The organism is Lentzea sp. NPDC036955 (assembly GCF_055608005.1).
Window position 1 is genome coordinate 691833 of record NZ_JBVJRC010000004.1, and the last position, 21115, is coordinate 712947.

The window sequence follows — 21115 nt, forward strand, 5'->3', positions numbered from 1 at the left end:
GGTGACGGAACCTGTTGCCGCCAGCGGGGTCGCTTCTCTCGCCTGGCTTCTGTTGGCGCTGCCCGCGTTCGGCGCGGCGGTGCTGTTGGTCAGTGGCAAGCGCGCCGACAAGTGGGGCCACCTGCTCGGCAGCGCCACGCTCCTGGCGTCGTTCGGCTACGCGCTCGCGTTGTTCTTCTCGACCCTCGGCGTCTCGAACACCGAGGAGCGGGTCCAGAACCTCAAGCTGTGGGACTGGATCGACGTCAACGCGCTGACCGTCGAGTTCGGACTGCGGCTCGACCCGCTGTCGCTGACGTTCGTGCTGCTGATCACCGGTGTGGGCTCGCTGATCCACATCTACTCGATCGGCTACATGGCGCACGAGGAAGGCAGGCGGAAGTTCTTCGCCTACCTCAACCTCTTCGTGTCGGCGATGCTCCTGCTGGTGCTGGGCAACGGTTTCGTGACCCTGTACTTCGGCTGGGAGGGCGTCGGTCTCGCCTCGTACCTGCTGATCGGCTGGTACCAGTACAAGCCGGAAGCGGCGTCGGCGGCCAAGAAGGCCTTCCTGATGAACCGCGTCGGTGACCTGGGCCTCGCCATCGCGATCTTCCTGATGTTCAACCGCCTCGGGACCACGCAGTACACCGAGGTCTTCAGCCGGGTCGGCGAGTTCAGCGGTGCCGAGGTCCTCGCGATCACGCTCCTGCTGCTGCTCGGCGCCTGCGGCAAGTCGGGCCAGTTCCCGCTGCAGGCCTGGTTGCCCGACGCGATGGCAGGCCCGACCCCGGTGTCCGCCCTGATCCACGCGGCGACGATGGTCACCGCGGGCGTGTACCTGATCGCCCGCTCCAACCCGCTCTACAACCTGAGCGAGGACGGCCGCCTGGTCGTCATGATCATCGGTGGCGTCACGCTGCTGATCGGCTGCATCATCGGCTGCGCCTACGACGACTTCAAGAAGGTCCTGGCGTACTCGACGGTCTCGCAGATCGGCTACATGATCCTCGCCGTGGGCCTCGGCCCGATCGGTTACGCGCTCGGCATCATGCACCTGCTGACGCACGGCTTCTTCAAGGCCGGGCTCTTCCTCGGTGCCGGCTCGGTCATGCACGGCATGAACGACGAGGGCAACATCCGCCGGATGGGCGGGCTCTACAAGTTCCTGCCGATCACGTTCGTCACCTGGACGCTCGGCTACCTCGCGCTGATCGGCATCCCGCCGTTCGCGGGCTACTTCTCGAAGGACGCCATCATCGCGGCGGCGTTCGGCGCGGAGGGCTGGCGCGGGTACGTCTTCGGCGGTGTCGCACTGCTCGGTGCCGCGCTCACCGCGTTCTACATGACCCGCCTGCTGATCCTGGTCTTCCTGGGCAAGCCCCGCTGGAAGGACCTGAAGGCCGAGAACGGCAAGGACTACCACCCGCACGAGTCCCCGCTGACGATGACCATCCCGATGATCGTCCTCGCGGTCGGGTCCGTCGCCGGCGGCTGGTTCCTCTCCTCCGGCGGCCGGCTCGCCGGCTGGCTGGAGCCCTCGCTGGGTGAGCTGCAGGAGTCGCACGGCGTCCTGTCGCACGGCGTGGTCGGAATCCTGACCGTGGTGCTCTCGCTCGCCGGCGCCGGTCTCGCGTTCCTGCTCTTCGGCCGCGGCACGCAGCCGGTCGAGCGGCCGGAGCGGGTGTCGTTCCCGGTCCGCGCGGCCCGCAACGACCTGTACGGCAACGCCCTCAACGAGGCCCTGTTCGCGCGGCCGGGCACCTGGCTCACCCGCGCGCTGGTCTACCTCGACCTCAAGGGCGTCGACGGCGTGGTCAACGGCACCGCGGCGTTGCTGGGCGGTAGCTCCGGCCGGCTGCGCAGGCTGCAGACCGGTTTCGTCCGCTCCTACGCACTGTCCATGCTCCTGGGCTCGATCGTGGTTCTCGGGGCTCTGCTGATGGTGAGGTTCTCGTGAACTGGGTCCTGATCGCGCTGCTGGTCGTGCCGCTCGTCGGCGCGCTGGTGGTGACGTTCCTGCGCAAGGACGACGCGAAGGCCAAGTTCGTCGCGCTGGCGTTCTCGCTCGTCGAGCTGGTGCTCGCGGGTCTGCTGTGGTTCGCCTACGACCCCGACGGTGACCGCCTCCAGCTCACGTCCGGGGTGACCTGGATCGAGTCGTTCGGCGTCCGGCTGTCGTTCGGCATCGACGGCATCGCGCTGGTCATGATCGCGGTCATCGCGCTGCTCATCCCGCTGGTGATCGGTGCCGGCTGGACCGAGCGGCTGCCGGAGGGCCGGTCGCAGGGCGGGTACCTCGCGCTGATCCTGGTGCAGGAGGCCGTGACGGTCGCGGTGTTCGCCGCCACCGACGTCTTCCTGTTCTACGTGCTGTTCGAGGTCATGCTCATCCCGATGTACTTCCTGATCGGCGGCTACGGCGGCGCGCGCAGGCAGTACGCGGCGGTCAAGTTCTTCCTGTACTCGTTCCTCGGCGGCCTGATCATGCTGGCTTCCGCGATCGGCGCCTACGCGATGGCGTCGGACGAGCTGGGCAAGGGCACGTTCGACTGGGCGACGCTCGTGACCGTGGTCCGCGACGCGGACGCGACGACGCAGACCTGGCTGTTCCTCGGCTTCTTCCTGGCGTTCGCCATCAAGGCGCCGCTGGTGCCGTTCCACACCTGGCTGCCCGACGCCGCGGCCGAGGCGCCCATCGGCGTCACGGTGATCGTCGTCGGCATCCTGGACAAGGTCGGCACGTTCGGCATGCTGCGCTACCTGCTGCCGATGTTCCCGGAGGCGTCGAAGAACCTGGCGCCGTACATCCTGGTCCTCGCGGTGGCCGGCGTCCTCTACGGATCGCTGCTCGCCACGGGCCAGCGGGACATGAAGCGGTTCCTCGCGTACGTCTCGATCGCGCACTTCGGCTTCATCGCGCTCGGCATCTTCGCGTTCACGTCGCAGGCCGGCGTGGGCTCGGTGTCGTACATGCTGAACCACTCGATCTCGACGGGCATGCTGATCCTGGTGGTCGGCATGATCATCGCGCGCGGTGGTTCGTCGCTGATCTCCGACTACGGCGGCATGTCGAAGGTGGCCCCGCTGCTCGCGGGCATGCTGCTGATCTCGGGTCTGACCACGCTGTCGCTGCCGGGCACGAACTCGTTCGTCTCGGAGTTCCTGGTGCTGATCGGCTCGTTCCCGACGCAGCCGGTCTACACGGTCCTCGCGACGATCGGCATGGTGCTCGCGGCGCTCTACGTGCTGTGGCTCTACCAGCGGATGATGACCGGCCCGCTGCGCGGCGACGCGCTCGTGGGTGCCGCTGCCGGTCCGGGTGCCGTCGGCGACCCGGAGAAGAAGACGGCCATCGGCGACCTGAACAAGCGCGAGATCGCTGTTCTGGCACCGCTCGTCGTCATCGTGCTGGCCCTCGGGTTCTACCCGCAGCCGGTGCTCGACGTCATCACCCCGACTGTCGGGGCGACGCTGACCGAGGTCGGCGTGACCGACCCGGTCTCCGTGCAGGAAGGCAAGTGACGTGAACCTCCTGTTCGCCCAGGCGCAGCAGATCCAGGCGCCGGAGATCGACTACGCGGCCATCGCGCCGTTGCTGGTGGTGCTCGGCGCGGCGTGCATCAGCGTGCTGCTGGAAGCGTTGCTGCCCAAGCACCAGCGGTGGGCGGTGCAGCTCGTGCTGTCGCTCGTCACCCTGGTCGGGGCCACCGGCGCGCTGATCCTCTACGCGGTGAAGGACGACCGTCCGGCCGCCGGTGTCTCGACGCTGGCGGGTGCGGTCGCCGTCGACTCGCCGTCGCTCTTCCTGTGGGCCACGCTGCTGGTGCTGGCGTTCGGCAGCCTGCTGCTGATCGCGGACCGCTCGGTCGAGCCCGGCGGCGTGTTCGTGTCGCAGGCGGCGATCCGGCCGGGCACGATCCAGGACCGCGCCCAGGCCACCAAGGCCGGGATGCAGACCGAGGTCTTCCCGCTCGTGCTGTTCGCGCTCGGCGGCATGATGACCTTCGTCGCGTCGAACGACCTGCTGACGATGTTCATCGCGCTGGAGGTCATGTCGCTGCCGCTGTACCTGCTGTGCGGCCTGGCCCGCCGGCGGCGCCTGCTCTCGCAGGAGGCGGCGGTCAAGTACTTCCTGCTCGGCGCGTTCGCGTCGGCGTTCTTCCTCTACGGCATCGCGCTGCTGTACGGCTTCGCCGGCTCGGTGAAGCTGTCGGCCATCGCCTCCGCCGCCGCGGGCACGGACCGCTCGGACACGCTGCTGTTCGCGGGCTTCGGCCTGCTGGTGGTGGGTCTGCTGTTCAAGGCCGCGGTCGGCCCGTTCCACGCGTGGACCCCGGACGTGTACCAGGGCGCTCCCACGCCGGTGACGGCGTTCATGGCGGCGTGCACCAAGGTCGCGGCGTTCGGCGGCATCCTGCGCGTGCTCACCGTGGCGTTCCAGAACACCCAGTGGGAGTGGCGGGGCGTGCTGTACGGCGTCGCCGTCGTCTCGATGGTGATCGGCGCGGTGCTCGGCCTCACGCAGACCGACGTGAAGCGCATGATCGCGTACTCCTCCGTGGCGCACGCGGGCTTCCTGCTGATCGGCTCGATCGCCCTGACGCCGGAGGGCGGGTCGCCGGGCGTCAGCGCCACGATGTTCTACCTGCTGGTGTACGGCTTCACGACGATCGCGGCGTTCGGCATCGTCTCGCTGGTGCGCAACTCCGACGGCGAGGCGACGCACCTGTCGCAGTGGGCGGGCCTCGCGAAGCGGTCGCCGCTGGTGGCGGGCATCTTCACGTTCCTGCTGCTGGCACTGGCCGGCATCCCGCTGACGTCCGGTTTCATCGGCAAGTTCGTCGTGTTCAGCGCGGCGATCGAGGCAGGCCTCACGCCGCTCGTGGTGATCGCGCTGGTGGCCTCGGCCGTCGCGGCGTTCTTCTACCTGCGGGTGATCGTGCTGATGTACTTCAGCGAGCCCGCGCCGGACGGTCCGACCGTCACGGTGCCGGGGGCGTTCACCACGGTCGCGATCACGTTGGGTGCGGTGGTCACCCTGGTGTTGGGTCTGTACCCCACGTTGGTGCTCGAATGGGCGGGTACCGGCACCTTCCTCAGCTAGGTGTACGTAGGCTGCTGATGTGACCAGTAGCGAGCATGAGGGACCGGGGTTCGCGTTGGTGGACCCCGTGCTCACCGAGGTAGTCCAGAACGGCCTGGCCGAGGTGGAGCAGCTCCTGCACGACGTCGTGCAGAGCGAGTTCCACCCGGTCACGGAAACCTCGCTTCACCTTGTGGAGGCGGGCGGGAAGCGGATCCGCCCGCTCTTCACACTGCTGGCTTCCCAGTTCGGCGCCGACTACGACCGCGAGAAGGTCGTCAAGGCGGCCGCTGTGGTCGAACTCACGCACCTCGCGACGCTCTACCACGACGACGTGATGGACGAGGCGACCACGCGGCGCGGCGCGGTGTCCGCGAACGCCAAGTGGGACAACAGCATCGCGATCCTGACGGGCGACTTCCTGTTCGCCCACGCCTCCCGCTTGACCGCCGACCTGGGCACGGACGCGGCGCGGATCATCGCGGAGACGTTCTCGATCCTCGTCACCGGCCAGATGCGCGAGACCGTCGGCCCGAAGCCCGGCGAGGACCCGGTCGCGCACTACCTCCAGGTGATCGGCGAGAAGACCGGTGTGCTGATCGCCACCGCGGCCCTCTTCGGCGGCATGTTCTCCGACGCGACCGACGAGCAGACCGACGCCCTGCGCCGGTACGCGGAGGTCATCGGGGCGGCGTTCCAGATCGCCGACGACGTCATCGACATCGCCTCCCCGTCGGTCGAGTCCGGCAAGACGCCCGGCACCGACCTGCGCGAGGGCGTGCGGACGTTGCCGATGCTCTACGCGCTGGCCGACCCCGCCGAGACGCGGCTGGCCGAGCTGCTGGCCGGGCCGATCACCGAGGACGCCCTCGTCGACGAGGCGCTGGCGCTGCTGCGCGAGTCCTCCGGCATGGACCGGGCGCGCGAGACCCTCGACGAGTACGCCGACCGGGCCCGCACGGAGCTGGGCAAGCTGCCGCCGTGCGCCGCGCGCGACGCCCTTGAAGAGCTCGCCACCTACGTGGTCGCCCGCACGCGCTGATCCCTCGTCACGCGGGGGCCCCGCGTTCCCTTCAAGCGGGCTGCTCGACCGGCGCGAGCAGTTGCTTGCGCCGGTTCCGCACGGCGTCGGCCGTGAAGATCGCGAGGGCCACCCACACCAGCACGAACCCGGCCCAGCGGCTGGGCGGCATCGGTTCGCGCACCACGAACACGCCCCACGCGAACTGCAGGATCGGCGCCAGGTACTGCAGCATCCCCATGGTGGTCAGCGGGATCAGCCGCGCGCCCAGGCCGAACAGCAGCAGCGGGATCACCGTGACGATGCCGGTGCTCAGCAGCAGGAGCGCGTGGCCGGTGCCCTCGGTGGTGAAGGTGTTCGCGCCGCCGAGCACGAGCAGGTAGCCGAGCGCGATCGGGAAGATCACCGCGCTCTCCGCGGCCAGGCTCGACGTGGCGTCGAGCGGCACCTTCTTCTTCAGCAGCCCGTAGACGCCGAACGAGCAGGCCAGGACCAGCGAGATCACCGGCAGCGTGCCGTAGTCGACCGTGAGCACGATCACTGCGACGACGAGCACACCGATCGCGGCGAACTGCGCCGCCCGCAGCCTCTCCTTCAGCACCACCATGCCGAGGGCCACGCTGACCAGCGGCGTGATGAAGTAGCCGAGCGCCGACTCCACCACGTGGTGGGTGTTGACGGCGTAGATGTAGACGCCCCAGTTCACCGTGATGAGCACCGCGGCCGCCGTGACGATCAGCCAGCCCCTGCCGGACAGTTCGACCAGCGGGCGCCACTTGCGCAGCACCGCCAGCAGCACCCCCATCGTGACGAAAGACCAGACGATGCGGTGTGCCAGCACCTCCACGGGTGCGGCCGGCACGAGCAGTGGCCAGTACGCGGGGAACAGTCCCCAAAGGACGTAGGCGGTCGCGCCGTAGGTGATCCCTCGCCCCTGGGTGTGAACTTCTGCCGAAGTGAGGTTCGGACTCGTCAGGGGAGGCACAGAATCTCACTCTACGCCGCAGGTTCCGGCGCTTGTTTGCGCTGAACGGCGTAGTGGCGCAGCATCATCAACGGCACTGTAGTTTGACTACGCTCACCCTTCCGAGTGAGTGGGTCGGCGCGTGGTCTTAGAAGGGGCTTACCCGTGAATGTCTTCGGGCAGGTCTGGTTGTGGAGTCTGCTGGCGTTCGTCGCGGGGGTGTTGCTCACCTGGCTCGTGATGGTCAGGCCCGCACGGAAGCAGGTCGCGGAACTCGAAGATCGACTTCTTGAGGAGAGGTCGCGGAACACCGCCGCGCCGGTCGCCTCCGCTCCCGTCGACGACTTCGTGGTCGACGAGTGGGAGAGCGGCCCGCAGCGCCCGCTCCGCGACGACATCCTCGCACCCGTCCCGGCACCGGCCCCCTACGCGGAGCCGCCTGCCTACTTCGGTGCGCCCGTGCCGGCGCCCGTCGCGGTGCCGGAGCCGGTCGTCGCCGAACCCGAGCCCGAACCGGAGCCGCAGCCCGAACCGCAGCCCGAACCGCAGCCGGAGCCGGAGCCCGCGCCGGTCGTCGAGGTGCCACGCGCGCCGCTGATGTCGCCGGAGGAGGCGCAGCGCCGGTTCGAGGAGCAGCTCGCCGAGCAGAAGGCCTTCGCCGACGCCGCGGAGGAGGACGACCGGCCGCGTTCGTTGTTCGAGCGCCTCAGCCCGGAGTCCGTGCCGGAGGAGACCCCGGCCGAGATGACGACCGTGCTGCCGCGGTCCGGTCTGGAGGCCGCCGACTTCGACGAGGAGCCGGAGCTCCCCGCCGAGCAGACCTCGTTCGTGCCGGCCTACGAGCCGACCGCGGAACCCGGCGCACCCGTCGCGAAGCCGACCGCGGGCCCCGAGGTCGACGGCCCGGCCGACGACTTCATCTACCAGCCGCGCGAGGTGTGGGCCGAGCAGGAGCAGGAGGTGTTCCTCGACGAGGCCGACGAGCAGGAGGACGAGCCCCAGGGCACCCGCTCCGAGCAGACGACCTACATCGCCGTCGAGGAGAGCGCCTGGCCCGCCAACGACCTCACCGGCGAGTACCCCGGCCTGCGCGACGAGCTCACCGGCCGCCTCGACCCCGAGCCCGAGTCGGCCGCCGAGCTGACCGGCGTGCTGGGCGAGCCCATCGACCTCGACGCCCCGCACGTGCGCAACGGCGTCTTCACCGAGCCGCAGCCGGACGCCGAGCCCGCGCAGGACCCCGAGTCCGGGTACGACGAGCCGGCGTACGACACGCAGGTGCACGCGGCCGTGCCCGCGTTCGAGGAGCCCGAGCCCTCCTACGCTCACGACGAGCCCTCGTACGCCCAGGACAAGCCCTCGTACGTGACGCCCGCCCAGGACGAGCCCGTGTACGGCACGCCTGCCTACGACGAGCCCGCGTACGGCACTCCCGCCCAGGACGAGCCCGCCCGCCAGTCGCCCGCGGCGCACTCCCAGCCGTTCACCAGCCCCGGCGCGGCCCCGGCCACGGCGTTCTCCGCGTTCGGCGACAACACCGACCCGGTCGAGCCGCAGGAACGCCAGCCCCGCGGCATGGGCGCCGCCTTCAACCACCCGCCGGAGACCCCCGAGGAGGCGGCACCCCCGGCGGCCCGCCCCGAACCGGTCGCGGAACGCCCGCGCTCGCTGTTCGAGCCCCTCCTGGACGCCGACGAGCCGCTGCCGGCCACCGGCCAGACCCGTTCGCTGCCGGACACGAGCGACGACCAGCCGTTCGTGCCGAAGTTCGTGCCCTCCGACGAACCCCTGCTCGCCGCCCCGCCGGAGCCGGAGCCGGAACCGGAGCTCGACCTCCCGCAGCGCGTGACCGAGGCCGGCCTGCCCATCCGCGAGGCCCGCAAGACCACGAAGCAGCGCCAGCAGAGCTTCCCGGCCTTCCAGGCGTTCGAGGCCCCCAAGCAGGAGGCCCCGAAGCCGGCGGCGGCCCTGCCCCAGCGCCCCCGCCCGGTCGGCTTCTCGCCGTCCACCGGCGGTCGCCCCAACGGCACGGCAGCCCCCGGCTCCTCCCGCTTCCAGCAGCCGGAGGGCTTCAACCCGCGTTCCCCGTTCGGCCCCGGCTCTGTCCTGCCCAGGTCCGACGGCCACGCCCCGGCGGAGGACTTCGCGGTGAAGGCCACCCTGACCGGCCGCCGCTACTACACGGAGGGCTCGGCGAACTTCGGCGAGACCCGCGCCGACGTGTGGTTCCGCACCGAGTCCGACGCCGAGAAGGCGGGCTTCCGCCCGGCGCCCTGAGCCGCCGCACCTGAGGTGTTGAACGCCGAGAGGCCCCCACCGACTGCGGTGGGGGCCTCTGGCGTTGTCGCCGAGCCGTGGATCAGTCGCTGAGCACGGTCCACGTGTCCTTGCCGTGCAGCAGCTTCTCCAGGTCCGCGGCCTTCGCCTGCTTGGCCGCCGCCACCTGCGCCCGCGCACCGTCGTCGTACGTCGGACGGTCCGCACGCCGGAACACACCGGTCACCGTGTGCGTGAGGTCCTGCGTCGACAACCGCGACAGCGCGAACGACAGGTTCAGGTCCGACGCGTCGTGCACCACGACGTCCGAGGCGTCCACGTCGGCGGACTTCGCGACCGCCAGGCCGAAGCCGTCGCGGACCACGCAGTACTCGCCCTCGCGGCCGAACCGGATCGGCTCGCCGTCGACGACGTTGATGATCCGCCGCTGGGCCTCGTCGGCGTCCTTGAGGACGTCGAACGCGCCGTCGTTGAAGATCGGGCAGTTCTGGTAGATCTCCACGAGCGCCGAACCGCGGTGCTCGGCGGCCTGGCGCAGCACCGACGTGAGACCCGCCTTGTCGGAGTCGAGCGCGCGGCCCACGAAGGACGCCTCCGCGCCCAGTGCCAGCGACACCGGGTTGAACGGGTGGTCCAGCGAGCCGATCGGGGTCGACTTGGTGACCTTGCCCTCTTCTGACGTCGGCGAGTACTGGCCCTTCGTGAGGCCGTAGATCCGGTTGTTGAACAGCAGGATCTTGAGGTTCACGTTGCGGCGCAGCGTGTGGATCAGGTGGTTGCCGCCGATCGAGAGCGCGTCACCGTCACCGGTCACCACCCACACCGACAGGTCCGGCCGCGCCACGGCGAGACCCGTGGCGATGGCCGGCGCACGGCCGTGGATGGAGTGCATGCCGTAGGTGTTCATGTAGTACGGGAACCGGGACGAGCACCCGATGCCCGACACGAACACGATGTTCTCGCGCTTGAGACCGAGCGACGGCAGGAACGACTGCACGGTGTTGAGCACGATGTAGTCGCCGCAGCCGGGACACCAGCGGACCTCCTGGTCCGACTTGTAGTCCCTGGCCGTCTGCTTCTCGTCCGTCGTGGGAACTCCGGTCAGTCCCGGGATTCCGAGGTCGATCGCAGTCACGCCGACACCCCCTTGATCACGTCAGCGAGCACGTCCTGGAGCTCTTCCGCCTTGAACGGCAGACCCTGCACCTTCGTGTAGGACACCGCGTCCACGAGGTACTTGGCCCTCAACAGCAACGCGAGCTGGCCCAGGTTCATTTCCGGCACGACCACCCTGTCGTACCGGCCGAGCACCTCGCCCAGGTTCTTCGGGAACGGGTTGAGGTGCCGCAGGTGCGCGTGGGCGACCGGCAGGCCCAGCTTGCGGACGCGGCGTGCGGCCGCGCCGATCGGGCCGTAGGACGAACCCCAGCCGAGGACCAGCACGCGGGCCTCGCCGCTCGGGTCGTCCACCACGACGTCGGGGACCTCGATGCCGTCGATCTTCGCCTGGCGCAGGCGGACCATCCGGTCGTGGTTCTCCGGGTCGTAGGAGATGTTGCCGGTGACGTCCTGCTTCTCCAGACCGCCGATGCGGTGCTGCAGACCGGGGGTGCCGGGCACGGCCCACGGGCGGGCCAGCGTCTCCGGGTCGCGCGAGTACGGCTGGAAGTTCTCCGGGTCGGTCGCGAACTCGACGGTGAGGTCGGGCAGCGCGTCGACGTCGGGGATCAGCCACGGCTCGGAACCGTTCGCGACCGCGCCGTCGGACAGGAACAGCACCGGCGTGCGGTACTTGAGCGCGATGCGGCAGGCGTCCACCACCGCGTCGAAGCAGTCGGACGGCGACTGCGGCGCGACGATCGGCACCGGCGACTCGCCGTTGCGGCCGAACATCGCCTGCAGCAGGTCCGCCTGCTCGGTCTTCGTCGGCAGACCGGTGGACGGGCCACCGCGCTGCACGTCGATCACCAGGAGCGGCAGCTCCGTCATCACCGCGAGGCCGATGGTCTCGGACTTCAGCGCGATGCCGGGACCCGACGTCGACGTGACGCCGAGCGCACCGCCGTAGGACGCGCCGAGCGCGATGCCGATGCCGGCGATCTCGTCCTCGGCCTGCACGGTCGTGATGCCGAAGTTCTTGTGCTTCGACAGCTCGTGCAGGATGTCCGACGCGGGCGTGATCGGGTACGTGCCGAGCACGACGGGCAGCTTCGAGCGCTGCGCCGCCGCGACGATCCCGTACGCCGTCGCCGTGTTGCCGGTGATCTGGCGGTAGGTGCCGGTGTTGAGCTTCGCGGGCGCCACCTCGTAGGTGACGGCGAAGGCCTCGGTCGTCTCGCCGTAGTTCCAGCCCGCGCGGAACGCCAGGACGTTGGCCTCGGCGATGTCCGGCTTCTTCGCGAACTTCTCGCGCAGGAACCGTTCCGTGCCCTCGGTGGGCCGGTGGTACATCCACGAGAGCAGGCCGAGCGCGAACATGTTCTTCGCGCGTTCCGCGTCCTTCTTGCCCAGGCCGGTCTCTTCCAGAGCGCCGATGGTCAGCGTGGCCATCGCGATCTTGTGGACCTGGAACTTCTCCAGCGAGTCGTCCTCCAGCGGGTTCGAGTCGTACCCGACCTTGGTCAGGTTCCGCTTCGAGAACTCGTCGGTGTTGACGATCAGGATGCCGCCGTCGGGGAGGTCGACGACGTTCGCCTTGAGCGCGGCCGGGTTCATCGCCACGAGCACGTCGGGACGGTCACCCGGCGTCAGGATGTCGTAGTCGGCGAAGTGCAGCTGGAACGACGACACACCGGGCAGGGTGCCCTGTGGTGCGCGGATCTCGGCGGGGAAGTTGGGCTGCGTGGCGAGGTCGTTGCCGAATGCCGCCGCTTCCGACGTGAACCGGTCTCCGGTGAGCTGCATGCCGTCACCGGAGTCGCCGGCGAAGCGGATCACGACGCGATCCAGCTTGCGGGTCTCAGTGCTCATTCCTACGCCGATACCTCTCTCCAAGGGTGGCTGTGCCCCACCGCGAGGGTAGTCGCCAGGACCGCCTGCGAGACGGGCCGTGTACCACTAGGCGAGACGAACCGTCCCATCTGCCGCACCGGGTCCTCACTCAGACGGTAGGCACAGCACTACCAGCGGATACCTGAATGCGGCAGACGTCACCCTCGATACCTGTTACCCACGGTAACACCTAACGCCCGCTGATCCGAGCCTTCATCGCGGCAAGCCTGGCAGCGAACTCTGGAGTGTCGATCGAAACCACCTGTGGCCGCAGCTCCGTCTCGACCGCTTCGCCGTGGTCGTCGAGAACATCGGTCACCCGCATCGTGGCCTTGATGGTCCGGACGAGTTCAGCCGGTGCCTCCGCGGCCGCCCTCGCCAGTCCCCTCGCCGCCTCCACGGGGTTCTCCGCACGCTGGAGGGCCAACCCCGTCCTGACCGCCTCGTCGGCGTCGAGCACCTGCCCGAGCAACGTCATCGCGGTCGCGACCTGCGGCCCGACCTTGCGCTGCAACATCCACGTCATGCCGCCACCGGGGTGGATGCCGAGCTGCAGGAACCGCGCGTCGAACCGCGCCTTCGGTCCTGCCACCAGGACATCGCACGCGAGCGCGAGGTTGAGCCCGGCACCGACAGCGGCCCCGTTGACGGCGGCGATGGTGGGGATCCGTGCGTTCGCCACGGCGAGGAACCCGCGGTAGATCCGCCGCAGCCCCTCGTCCTTGGAGTTGCCGAGCTGCGTGAGGTCCGCACCGGCGCAGAACGCCGGCGGCGCCCCGGTGACGACCACCGCGTTGGCGCGCTCCTCGGCCTCGGCGACCTTCTCCGCGAGCTCCTCCGACAGGTCGATCGTCAACGCGTTGCGCCGCTCCGGGTCGTCGATCGTGATCACGGCGACGGAGTCGGCGCACTCCAGCAGAACCTGAGCCATGGCCCGGACTCTAGGGTGCCGGCGGCCGGTCCAGCAGCCGGGACAGCACCACCGTGGACACCGTCCGGTCGATGATCTCGACGGCCCTGAGCCGCTCCAGCGCCGTCTCCAGGTGGTGGATGTCCGCGGCCCGCAGGTGCACGATCGCGTCCGCCGCGCCGGACACCGTGTAGGCCGCGCTGACCTCGGCCATCGGCTCCAGCCGGTGCTGGATGTCGTGCGGCGCCACGTTCCCCCTGCAGTGCACCTCCACGAACGCCTCGGTGCCCCACCCGAGCGCCTCCGGGTCCACCACGGCCGTGAACCCGCGCAACACCCCGTTGTCCAGCAGTTTGTCCACCCGCCGCTTCACCGCGGGCGCGCTGAGCCCGACCTCCTTGCCGATCTCCGCGTAGCTGGACCGTGCGTTCGCCATCAGACACGAAATGATTCGCTGGTCAATGCTGTCCACACGCAACATTCTGCCCTAGTTCACGCAATATCGCGGCGTTGTTCGAGGGTCATCCTCACCTTTACATTTCGATCCATGACGGTATCCATCTCCGGGCCGGCCGAGCCGATCACGCTCGACATCGCCGCACCCCTCGCGCCGACGCGCACGCCGACCACCCGTCGGTACCTGATGTGCCCGCCGACGTACTTCACGGTGGAGTACGCGATCAACCCGTGGATGGACCCCACGCAGCCCACCAGCACCTCGCTGGCCGTGGAGCAGTGGACCGCGCTCAAGGAGACCTACGAACGCCTCGGCCACGAGGTGAACGTCATCGACCCGGTCCCCGGCCTCCCCGACATGGTCTTCTCCGCCAACAGCGGCACCGTCGTCGACGGCCGCGTCCTCGGCTCCCGCTTCCGCGCCCCGCAACGCGCGGCAGAAGCCGACCACTTCCGCCGCTGGTTCCTCGCCTCCGGCTACAACTCCGTCGTCATGCCCACCGCCGTGAACGAGGCGGAGGGCGACTTCACCTGGACCGGCACCCTGCTGCTGGCCGGCACGGGCTTCCGCACCGACCCCCACGCCCACGGCGAGGCCCAGGAGGTCCTCGGCGTCCCCGTGGTGTCCCTGCAGCTGGTCGACCCGCGCTTCTACCACCTCGACGTGGCCCTGTTCATGCTCGACGACCAGTCCCCGACCCCCCTGGTCGCCTACTACCCGGAAGCCTTCTCGCCCGGCTCACAGGCGGTGCTGCGCCGCCTGTTCCCGGACGCGGTGATCGCCAACGACGCCGACGCGGTCTGCCTGGGCCTGAACGCGGTGTCCGACGGCAAGCACGTCGTGATGCCCGTCGAGGCAACGCACCTGGCGGAGCAGGTGGCCCTGCGCGGGTTCGAGCCCGTGTTCGTGGACATCTCGGAGCTGCGCAAGTCCGGTGGTGGGCCGAAGTGCTGCACGATGGAACTGCGCGGCTAGACCTCGCCCACGCAGTGCCGTTCCGCTGTTCCTGCGTGAAGGCCTGATAGGCCGGTTGACCTGCTCCGATGCTGCCAACGACGTCAGTGTCGGCAGGTCACCGTCTGTCGCTGGCTGCGGCCTTCTGCGGCTGTCTCTGGAACATGTGTGGAACAAGAAGAGCCCCCGGCGAGACCATCGCCGGGGGCTCGTCCGTTACGCCTGCCTAACCGCCGTAGCTGCACTAACCGCGGGTTAGGGATTGCAAGTGATCACTAGGGTGACCAAGGTTCGTCGAGGAGTTCGGCCGTCCGAGGTATGGCATGTGAGCGCGGCGGATGTGGGGGCGTAGGTGCCCGGAAGATGCGGTCAGCCTCGGTCTCTCCAGGCCGTAGCGACACGATCGTGTGGCGTTGCACCTGGTAGGAGTTGCGGCCACGCCTGAACTCGAACGCGTCGCTCGGCACATGTCGAGTGGAAGTCTTGATCAACCCCAGCTCGGTGAGCTTGCGGGCACCCTTGAGACGGGTGTCCTCGGAGAGCCCGTACCGGTCTTCGGCCATCGTGGGACTGATCCACACCCAAGGCGTCGGTGTCTCCTTGATCGCCTTGCCGCTCTCTAGCCAAAGCACGAGCAGCATGACCACAGCCGGGCCGTGGTCGAGTGCGGCGATCCATCCGTTGGTCCACAGCTGACTAGGGATCTGGAAGTAGCGGTGGTGTGCTGCTTGAGCTGGCTTGGAGCGCAGGCGAGTGTAGGCCGAGCCTGGAAGCTCGTAGCGTTCGCCGCTGCCTGCATCGTTCATCAGGTGGATCACAGCATCCCGACCGGGAGAGCTTTCCAACTGGATGAGTCCGTGATGGTCGAGCCAGCCAAGTGCGTTGCGGATCCTCCTGGCGCCCGCAGTCTCCGGATCGACCAAGCCCAGTAGTGCTGCCCATGATCGGAGCGGGTAGGTCAGGGTGGGGTCGTCGCGTACGGCCCACAGCAGCGAAAGCATCAGTCGAAGCCTGACGTCTCCGCCCGTGATCCCGCGGCCGCCGGTCGCACCGCGCAGCAACGCGACGGCCCGCGGAAGCGGATCGGACGGCTTCTCACGTTCGACAAACCCGTACCGGACTGGGGCGTTGCGCTTGGCCTGGCGCGCAAACCTTTGGGCGATCTCCATTGCGTCGGGTGAGGTCGACGCTGAAGCCGCAGGTAGAGGCTCCATGTGACCTCCTTCAGTGCTAAGAGATAAATCTGAGCTTGAGCTACACTTTGCCCAGATGCTTGGTCGCTACTATAACGTAGTGCCTGCTGGCTCGGTGGGTTGGTTCAAGATCCAGACGAGGCCTGATCGCGGCTGACTCCCGCATAATCGGCAAGTTGGCCGGTATGAGCTCTGGTAAATCGGTAGGTTCATCGGTCAGTCACTATGCTACAGTTGGTATCAGCAGGTCGCGACCCGCTCATATCCGGCGAGTGACCTGCAGGCGGCCGACTGGACGTCCAATGCCCTCGTGGTCAGCGTGGTCAGCGCTACCGAGGAGTCATCGGCCAAGGTCGGCCGCCGCCGCTTGTGGGCCCCCGTGTCAATCTGGCGCGGGGGCCCTGCCTATGCCTGGACACGATCTTGCTGCCAGCGCGCCTGTCGGCACTTCAGTCGCGTGACCACTCCGGTTCCAGCGACGCGGTTACTCCTCACCACTCAGTATGGCGTCGATTTTCAGGTTCGACTTCTCTCGTTGCCCGTCCAGCACCTTCGCGTAGACCTTCAACAGGACGTCGACCGTGTGCCCTGCCCGCTCCGCAACTTCCGCCGGAGGCAGGCCAGCCGCGAGCCACGTCGAGACCGCCGCATGCCGGAGCGAGTACGGCGTGTCCGCCAACGGCGACTCGAACTGCTCCGGCGAGAGCGCGAGCTCACGAACGCGACCCCAAGCGTGGGTGTAGACCGTCGCGTTGACCGGTCCGCCGCTGACCATCCCGCGGAACAACCGTCCATCCGGCGTGGTCCCGAACGTCTCCAGATGCCACCGGAGGATCGCGACCAGCACAGGCGGAATCGGCACTGGTCGGACGGCGCCCTCAGCCTGCCGCTTGAGCGAGCGCGTTTCCCATAGCTCGCCGGAGTCGGTGTACCGCCCGTTCGCCCGCGAAGCCGACTTCTCCAGGATGAGTTCACCCCAGCCGGTCTCGGGGAGCTTGCAGTCAGCTTCCCTCAGCCGGTTGACCTCACACGGACGCAGAGCCGCGTAGTACATGGTCGCGAAGAACCCGTACAGGTAGTCGTACTGCCCGGTTGTGGTGCCCGCATAGGTCACAGCCGCGAGGCACTGGCGCCCTTGAGCAGGGTTCACCACCGATCGAGGGTCAACCTCGCTCGTTCCCCGCTGCACCGCAGACTTCATCCCTGTGACCGGGTTCGAATCGAGTTCGCCGACGTCGACCGCGAACCCGAGCAGATGATGAAGCACGCCTCGCCGGGTTCGTGTCGTCCACGCGGCTGCAATCCTGCCGTCGAGGTTTCGGCCGAGCGACCGCAGCAGCCGACCAGTTTCGATCTTGTCAGCCAGTTCGCGAACCAGACGAGAGTTGGTCTCGATCCAACCCGCCGCGTCCTGCTCCGCCGCCGTCAGTGACCGGTTCCGGGTGTTGTCAGGCAGGAGGTGTGTCGTCAACACCCGCCGGAGCACGCGAGCCGGAGGCGCACCCTTCTGTGACCCCACGAACGCGGCCACCGGGATGGCCAAGGTGTCGACGTAGCGCTTCCGGGTGTTGGGCGCCGCCTCCTCCCACGACTCACTTATGAACTCCTGTGCGAGCTTCAACAGCGACCGCGCGGACTGCTTCTTGACCTCCGACTCCGGCAACCCCGACGTGATGTCGAAGGCTTCGCCCTTCTTGACGAACTGCTTCAGGTCGGAGCGGCGATTGTCCGCGAGCGCCTTGGACTTGTACCACTCCGAATGCTGCTTTCCGGCCGTTGCCCAGCGGACCCCGTACGGCTTCGGGCGGACCTTCCCGTTGACGTCCGGCTTGAGGACCTTCAGCGCGTAGATGCTGACCTTGTATGTCAGGTTCACGCGGCATCACTCCGCAGGCCGAGCAGCCACGCGGCGAAGTCAGCGCCGGAGATACGCAACGCCCCGTTCCGCATCTTGTGCACGACAGGAGCGGCACCGGGGATCTGCCGCCACTTGTAGAAGGTGTCCTTCGAGATGCGCATTCGGGCGCAGAACTCGTCGGCCGTCATGAAGTCATCTGGATCAAGCAGCTCGGACATGGTGTTCCCCCTCCTGTTCGTACTTGCGCAGGCGTTGAGCTCGGACCCGTTCGGCGATGCCGGCCGCGAGTTCGCGTTCCGCGTCGTTGTCGTAGCCGGATCCGGCGTACTGCCAGTCGTTGACGACGACCACGGCCGCAGGGTCGAGTCCGAGGCGCTCGAACATTTCGAGCGTCCGGAACGTGCGGCGTTCTTCGCGGATGGCGCGGAACGTTGTGGAGTAGTGCTTGGACTTGGTGAGGAAGTGGCCGCGGAACCCGAGCATGTGTGCCCACTTGCGCAGGTTCAGTTCCTCGAAGTCGGCCAGGCCGCCGAGGTCCCAGGCCGTCTGCACCATCCGCCGGTGGTGCTCGGAGATCTGGAGGATGTCGATGTCCAGCTGGGAGCGGATTGGCCGGTCCGCCGTGTCCCTCGCGCCGGTGCCCTTGGTGGCGTATTTCGCGACGTAGCCCGCCAACCGGGCCTCACTGATCTCCCCGGACTCGTCTTCCACCTGGGAGCCGCGGATTCGCTTGGTGTCGACCTGTTCGCCCCACAGGAGGCGCAACGCCGAGCCGTCCGGCCGCGTTGTGTCGATCCGTACCGTCCGAGCCGCAGCTTTGATGCAGTCGCCGAGCAGTTCGGCCGTTGCCCAGGCCGGGGTGGGGTCGTGTGGCCCGTCTGGTCCGTCGATGCGCACGACGGCGTGGAAGTGGACCAATCCCCGCCGCTGATACTCAGCGACCTTGGCGTACGAGAGCCGGGCGTGGTGCTTGAACTCGGCGACCTTCAGGCCGGCCGCGCCAGCGAGCTTGCGGCGAAGCGCGATGGTGAACCGGTGCCACAGCTTGCCCGCGTGTGCCTGCCAGATCACCGCCCCCGCGTAGTCGTAGCTGCCGGGGTCGACAGCACCACCGGTACGGGGATCGTCGCCATGGTGCCATTCGCCGCAGCCCGTACAAGGCCGGACCTTGCCCGTCGTGGTGGTCGGGCGGTTGTGCACCAGGCCGAAAGACGGCGCGGTGAGCGTCGCGAACACCCGAGGCTTCTCGGAGACGTCCACGGGAACGCCCTTGCTTCCGCCAGCTAGGCCCGCGTGCATCAGGTGATAGGCGTCGGCCGCGTACCGGTCCGAGCAGGCCGGGCAGACCGACTCACGGCGGTTGCCGCACGGAACCATCACGTCCCCGCCGATGTGCTCGATCAGCCCGCCGTGGAGGTCTTGGAGCTGGAAGGCGCCTGACAACCGGATGGGCGCGGCACAGCCGCCAATCGCGGTCACCCGGTCTCGCCATGCCCGGAAGTCGACCGCCTTGACTCGTGCGGTGATGCGGTCTTCCAGAGTGAGCACGGTGACCCTCCTTTCGTTGCGGGAAAAGGAAAAGGCGGGGGCATGACCGGCGTTCTGGTCATGCCCCGCGTGGTTGAGATGGGTCAGGCTGCGAGTTGCGCAGCGAGCCGCGCGGCGTACTCCTCGGGCACGTTGAGCGCGTCTTGGATGTCTTGCGCGGTAAGCGCTCGACCTTCCGCATGCACCTCGTTCGCCTTGGCGTCCAGCGCACCTTGCAGATGTCCGGGAAGCCTCAGAGCGGTTCGAGCGGGTACCGCCTGAGCGACTGCGCTCGGAGTGTCAGATGCCGGCGCAGTAACGAGCTCAGCCGCCTTGTCACGAGCGGCGTTGCAGCGTGCCTGGATCACCGGCATGACTTCGGCGAGCAGGAACACCACGAGCGGGATCACGAGGTGCAGGAACACCATCCCGGCGTTGATCTGCCCGTCCGGAGGCCGCAGCGACGACCACACATTGGTGATCAGCGTTGCGCCGAGCAGCACCCGTTTGAGCCACTTGACCGGCCGGTCATCGACCGCCAGGCCGTGGGAGAGCATCTGCGCTTCCCACCGCAGGAGCGTGATCAGGATTCCGGCGAAGGCCGGTTCCACGAGCCACGCTCCCCACCACATCGGATCAGCAGGCCCGAGGTGCCCGGCGAGGAACGCTTGCACGCCGGTCGCGGTAAAGCCGAGACCGCAGGTCAGAAAACACCACATGGAGCGCGTCACCGACACCCGGAACCGGTTCGCCTGCACCGCCGCCAGCAACGGATTCGCGGTGAGCTGGTGGATGTCCTGCGCCTCATCGAGCTGGGCACGCAGACGCCGAACGGTCCGCGTCTCGCGCAGTACCTCGGATTCAGTTTCGTTGCCGTGATTGGACTTCTCGGACACGAGGCCACCTACTCCCCGTGCGCTGCCTTGAGGAGCAGGCACCCCAGCCACAGCAGCTCGACGGCGAGCACCAGGCACCCGACGAAGCCGAACAGCAGGTACATGCAGATCAGGGAAGTCACGACAGCGAACGCCATGTGCGCGATGCGGACGAAGCCGCGGAGGTTGACCGGGACGGCAAGTACGAGCTTCATCAGGCCACGTCCTTTGCGTTCCTGGCGAGGTGGTGGATTCGGCGCCGATCAGCCCCGGTGAGGCCGCCGACGACACCGGAGGCGTTGGCCCGGAACCGCGGACTGGTGGCTTCCCAGTCGAGTTGGTCCTGGCGGCACTCGGCGATGACCGTGCAGGACGCGCACACTTTCTTCGCAGCGGCGATCCGGCCGGCGGTGTCGAACAGGCTCGGGTCGGAGTCCGCACAGGCAGCCCGTTCACGCCAGGCGGGTGGTCCGTCAGTCGGGCCAAACAGAACCCGCATCAACACCCGGTAGCTGAAGGCTTCGGCGTCGCTGTTCTTCACGCCGCCACCGCCAGTCGAGCACCGGACACCCGCGCGGCCTGGACGACCTGGGCGACCTCATCGACCGTGACCTGTTCCGGCGTGCACACGGCCAGCCGGAAAGCCTGGGCGAGCACCACCCCCGAGCCGGACTTGACCTTGCCGCCCAGCTCGACCACCAAGGCCGAGGCAGCAAGACCGAGCGTCACACCGGAGGCAGTGCGCCCAGTCGCCGCGACCGAGAGGGTTTCCGCGGCCTGGAGTGTCCAGGTCAGCTCGACCCCGTGCAATGAGGCTGCCCAGACCAGCAGGCACGCGAGCCGATCGGGTGCGGTGCCGGAGGTGAATTCGGCGTGCACCGAGCCGGACGGCGTGGAGATGACCAGGCGGTCTGGCCGAGGCAGGCCGAGCGTGCGGATGTGGCCGCGGATCGAGCGGAGCAGGCCGTCAAGGCGGCGAGGTGCACTGTTTTCGGGCATGGCAAGGCCTCCACGATTAGTGGC

General features: G+C 68.4%; 19 protein-coding genes. 6 read left to right on the plus strand and 13 right to left on the minus strand.

Annotated features, from left to right (window positions below):
* Position 1 precedes the first annotated feature (1 nt).
* From nuoL to ACZ7CF_RS16900, 4 genes are read left to right on the plus strand one after another with little or no spacing between them, the layout of a single operon-like run.
* Positions 2 to 1939: an NADH-quinone oxidoreductase subunit L gene (nuoL, locus tag ACZ7CF_RS16885; protein ID WP_470369946.1), complete on the plus strand. Its 1938-nt coding sequence runs from the start codon at positions 2 to 4 to the stop codon at positions 1937 to 1939.
* Positions 1936 to 3504, plus strand: a complete 1569-nt coding sequence (locus ACZ7CF_RS16890) for an NADH-quinone oxidoreductase subunit M (protein WP_360399651.1) — start codon at positions 1936 to 1938, stop codon at positions 3502 to 3504. Before nuoL ends, ACZ7CF_RS16890 begins: the two co-directional genes overlap by 4 nt.
* A gap of 1 nt (position 3505) precedes the next feature.
* Entirely contained in the window at positions 3506 to 5086 is a 1581-nt protein-coding gene (nuoN, locus tag ACZ7CF_RS16895; RefSeq protein ID WP_360399648.1) for an NADH-quinone oxidoreductase subunit NuoN, read from the plus strand.
* Between the two features lie 55 nt (positions 5087 to 5141).
* The gene (locus ACZ7CF_RS16900; protein WP_360399902.1) at positions 5142 to 6107 is read left to right on the plus strand and encodes a polyprenyl synthetase family protein; all 966 of its coding nucleotides are present in this window, start codon (positions 5142 to 5144) and stop codon (positions 6105 to 6107) included.
* Positions 6108 to 6138: 31 nt separating this feature from the next.
* Here ACZ7CF_RS16900 and rarD read toward each other — a convergent pair whose 3' ends face one another.
* The gene (rarD, locus tag ACZ7CF_RS16905; protein WP_470369947.1) at positions 6139 to 7071 is read right to left on the minus strand and encodes an EamA family transporter RarD; all 933 of its coding nucleotides are present in this window, start codon (positions 7069 to 7071) and stop codon (positions 6139 to 6141) included.
* Positions 7072 to 7215: 144 nt separating this feature from the next.
* Here rarD and ACZ7CF_RS16910 point away from each other — a divergent pair, with 144 nt between their 5' ends.
* Positions 7216 to 9327 carry a sunset domain-containing protein gene (locus tag ACZ7CF_RS16910; RefSeq protein WP_470369948.1) on the plus strand — a complete coding sequence of 704 codons (2112 nt, stop codon included), beginning with the start codon at positions 7216 to 7218 and terminating at the stop codon, positions 9325 to 9327.
* Between the two features lie 82 nt (positions 9328 to 9409).
* On the opposite strand, the gene ACZ7CF_RS16915 is transcribed toward ACZ7CF_RS16910, so the two are convergent.
* From ACZ7CF_RS16915 to ACZ7CF_RS16930, 4 genes are all read right to left on the minus strand, one after another.
* Positions 9410 to 10462: a 2-oxoacid:ferredoxin oxidoreductase subunit beta gene (locus ACZ7CF_RS16915; RefSeq protein WP_360399639.1), complete on the minus strand. Its 1053-nt coding sequence runs from the start codon at positions 10460 to 10462 to the stop codon at positions 9410 to 9412.
* Complete coding sequence (locus tag ACZ7CF_RS16920) at positions 10459 to 12297, minus strand: 2-oxoacid:acceptor oxidoreductase subunit alpha (protein WP_360399636.1); 1839 nt, start codon at positions 12295 to 12297, stop codon at positions 10459 to 10461. The genes ACZ7CF_RS16915 and ACZ7CF_RS16920 overlap by 4 nt, the downstream gene beginning before the upstream one ends.
* Before the next feature lie 211 nt (positions 12298 to 12508).
* Positions 12509 to 13249 carry an enoyl-CoA hydratase gene (locus tag ACZ7CF_RS16925; protein WP_458430158.1) on the minus strand — a complete coding sequence of 247 codons (741 nt, stop codon included), beginning with the start codon at positions 13247 to 13249 and terminating at the stop codon, positions 12509 to 12511.
* A 10-nt stretch (positions 13250 to 13259) separates the two neighbouring features.
* Positions 13260 to 13700: an Lrp/AsnC family transcriptional regulator gene (locus ACZ7CF_RS16930; RefSeq protein WP_360399630.1), complete on the minus strand. Its 441-nt coding sequence runs from the start codon at positions 13698 to 13700 to the stop codon at positions 13260 to 13262.
* Between the two features lie 75 nt (positions 13701 to 13775).
* On the opposite strand from ACZ7CF_RS16930, the gene ddaH reads away from it, so the two are divergent.
* A complete protein-coding gene (gene ddaH, locus ACZ7CF_RS16935; protein WP_360399627.1) occupies positions 13776 to 14660 on the plus strand; it encodes a dimethylargininase in 885 nt (294 codons plus the stop codon).
* Between the two features lie 254 nt (positions 14661 to 14914).
* Here ddaH and ACZ7CF_RS16940 read toward each other — a convergent pair whose 3' ends face one another.
* The 8 genes from ACZ7CF_RS16940 to ACZ7CF_RS16975 form a co-directional block, all read right to left on the minus strand.
* Entirely contained in the window at positions 14915 to 15853 is a 939-nt protein-coding gene (locus tag ACZ7CF_RS16940) for a hypothetical protein (protein WP_470369949.1), read from the minus strand.
* Positions 15854 to 16316: 463 nt separating this feature from the next.
* Positions 16317 to 17708 (minus strand): tyrosine-type recombinase/integrase, encoded by a 1392-nt coding sequence (locus tag ACZ7CF_RS16945; protein ID WP_470369950.1) that lies wholly within the window; start codon positions 17706 to 17708, stop codon positions 16317 to 16319.
* Positions 17705 to 17908, minus strand: a complete 204-nt coding sequence (locus ACZ7CF_RS16950; protein WP_470369951.1) for a helix-turn-helix transcriptional regulator — start codon at positions 17906 to 17908, stop codon at positions 17705 to 17707. Before ACZ7CF_RS16950 ends, ACZ7CF_RS16945 begins: the two co-directional genes overlap by 4 nt.
* Positions 17892 to 19238 carry a replication initiator gene (locus tag ACZ7CF_RS16955; protein WP_470369952.1) on the minus strand — a complete coding sequence of 449 codons (1347 nt, stop codon included), beginning with the start codon at positions 19236 to 19238 and terminating at the stop codon, positions 17892 to 17894. The genes ACZ7CF_RS16950 and ACZ7CF_RS16955 overlap by 17 nt, the downstream gene beginning before the upstream one ends.
* 83 nt (positions 19239 to 19321) lie before the next feature.
* Complete coding sequence (locus tag ACZ7CF_RS16960) at positions 19322 to 20113, minus strand: hypothetical protein (RefSeq protein WP_470369953.1); 792 nt, start codon at positions 20111 to 20113, stop codon at positions 19322 to 19324.
* 8 nt (positions 20114 to 20121) lie between these two features.
* Complete coding sequence (locus tag ACZ7CF_RS16965) at positions 20122 to 20307, minus strand: hypothetical protein (protein WP_470369954.1); 186 nt, start codon at positions 20305 to 20307, stop codon at positions 20122 to 20124.
* Complete coding sequence (locus tag ACZ7CF_RS16970; protein ID WP_470369955.1) at positions 20307 to 20633, minus strand: WhiB family transcriptional regulator; 327 nt, start codon at positions 20631 to 20633, stop codon at positions 20307 to 20309. The genes ACZ7CF_RS16965 and ACZ7CF_RS16970 overlap by 1 nt, the downstream gene beginning before the upstream one ends.
* On the minus strand, positions 20630 to 21091 hold the full coding sequence (locus ACZ7CF_RS16975) for a hypothetical protein (protein ID WP_470369956.1): 462 nt from the start codon (positions 21089 to 21091) through the stop codon (positions 20630 to 20632). Before ACZ7CF_RS16975 ends, ACZ7CF_RS16970 begins: the two co-directional genes overlap by 4 nt.
* Between the last annotated feature and the right edge of the window lie 24 nt (positions 21092 to 21115).

Bases quoted from the DNA above. Each gene is read 5' to 3' on its own strand.
- ACZ7CF_RS16920 (WP_360399636.1), bottom strand. From the start codon at position 12,297: ATGAGCACTGAGACCCGCAAGCTGGATCGCGTCGTGATCCGCTTCGCC.
- ACZ7CF_RS16925 (WP_458430158.1), bottom strand. From the start codon at position 13,249: ATGGCTCAGGTTCTGCTGGAGTGCGCCGACTCCGTCGCCGTGATCACG.
- ddaH (WP_360399627.1), top strand. From the start codon at position 13,776: ATGACGGTATCCATCTCCGGGCCGGCCGAGCCGATCACGCTCGACATC.
- ACZ7CF_RS16940 (WP_470369949.1), bottom strand. From the start codon at position 15,853: ATGGAGCCTCTACCTGCGGCTTCAGCGTCGACCTCACCCGACGCAATG.
- ACZ7CF_RS16950 (WP_470369951.1), bottom strand. From the start codon at position 17,908: ATGTCCGAGCTGCTTGATCCAGATGACTTCATGACGGCCGACGAGTTC.
- ACZ7CF_RS16965 (WP_470369954.1), bottom strand. From the start codon at position 20,307: ATGAAGCTCGTACTTGCCGTCCCGGTCAACCTCCGCGGCTTCGTCCGC.
- ACZ7CF_RS16975 (WP_470369956.1), bottom strand. From the start codon at position 21,091: ATGCCCGAAAACAGTGCACCTCGCCGCCTTGACGGCCTGCTCCGCTCG.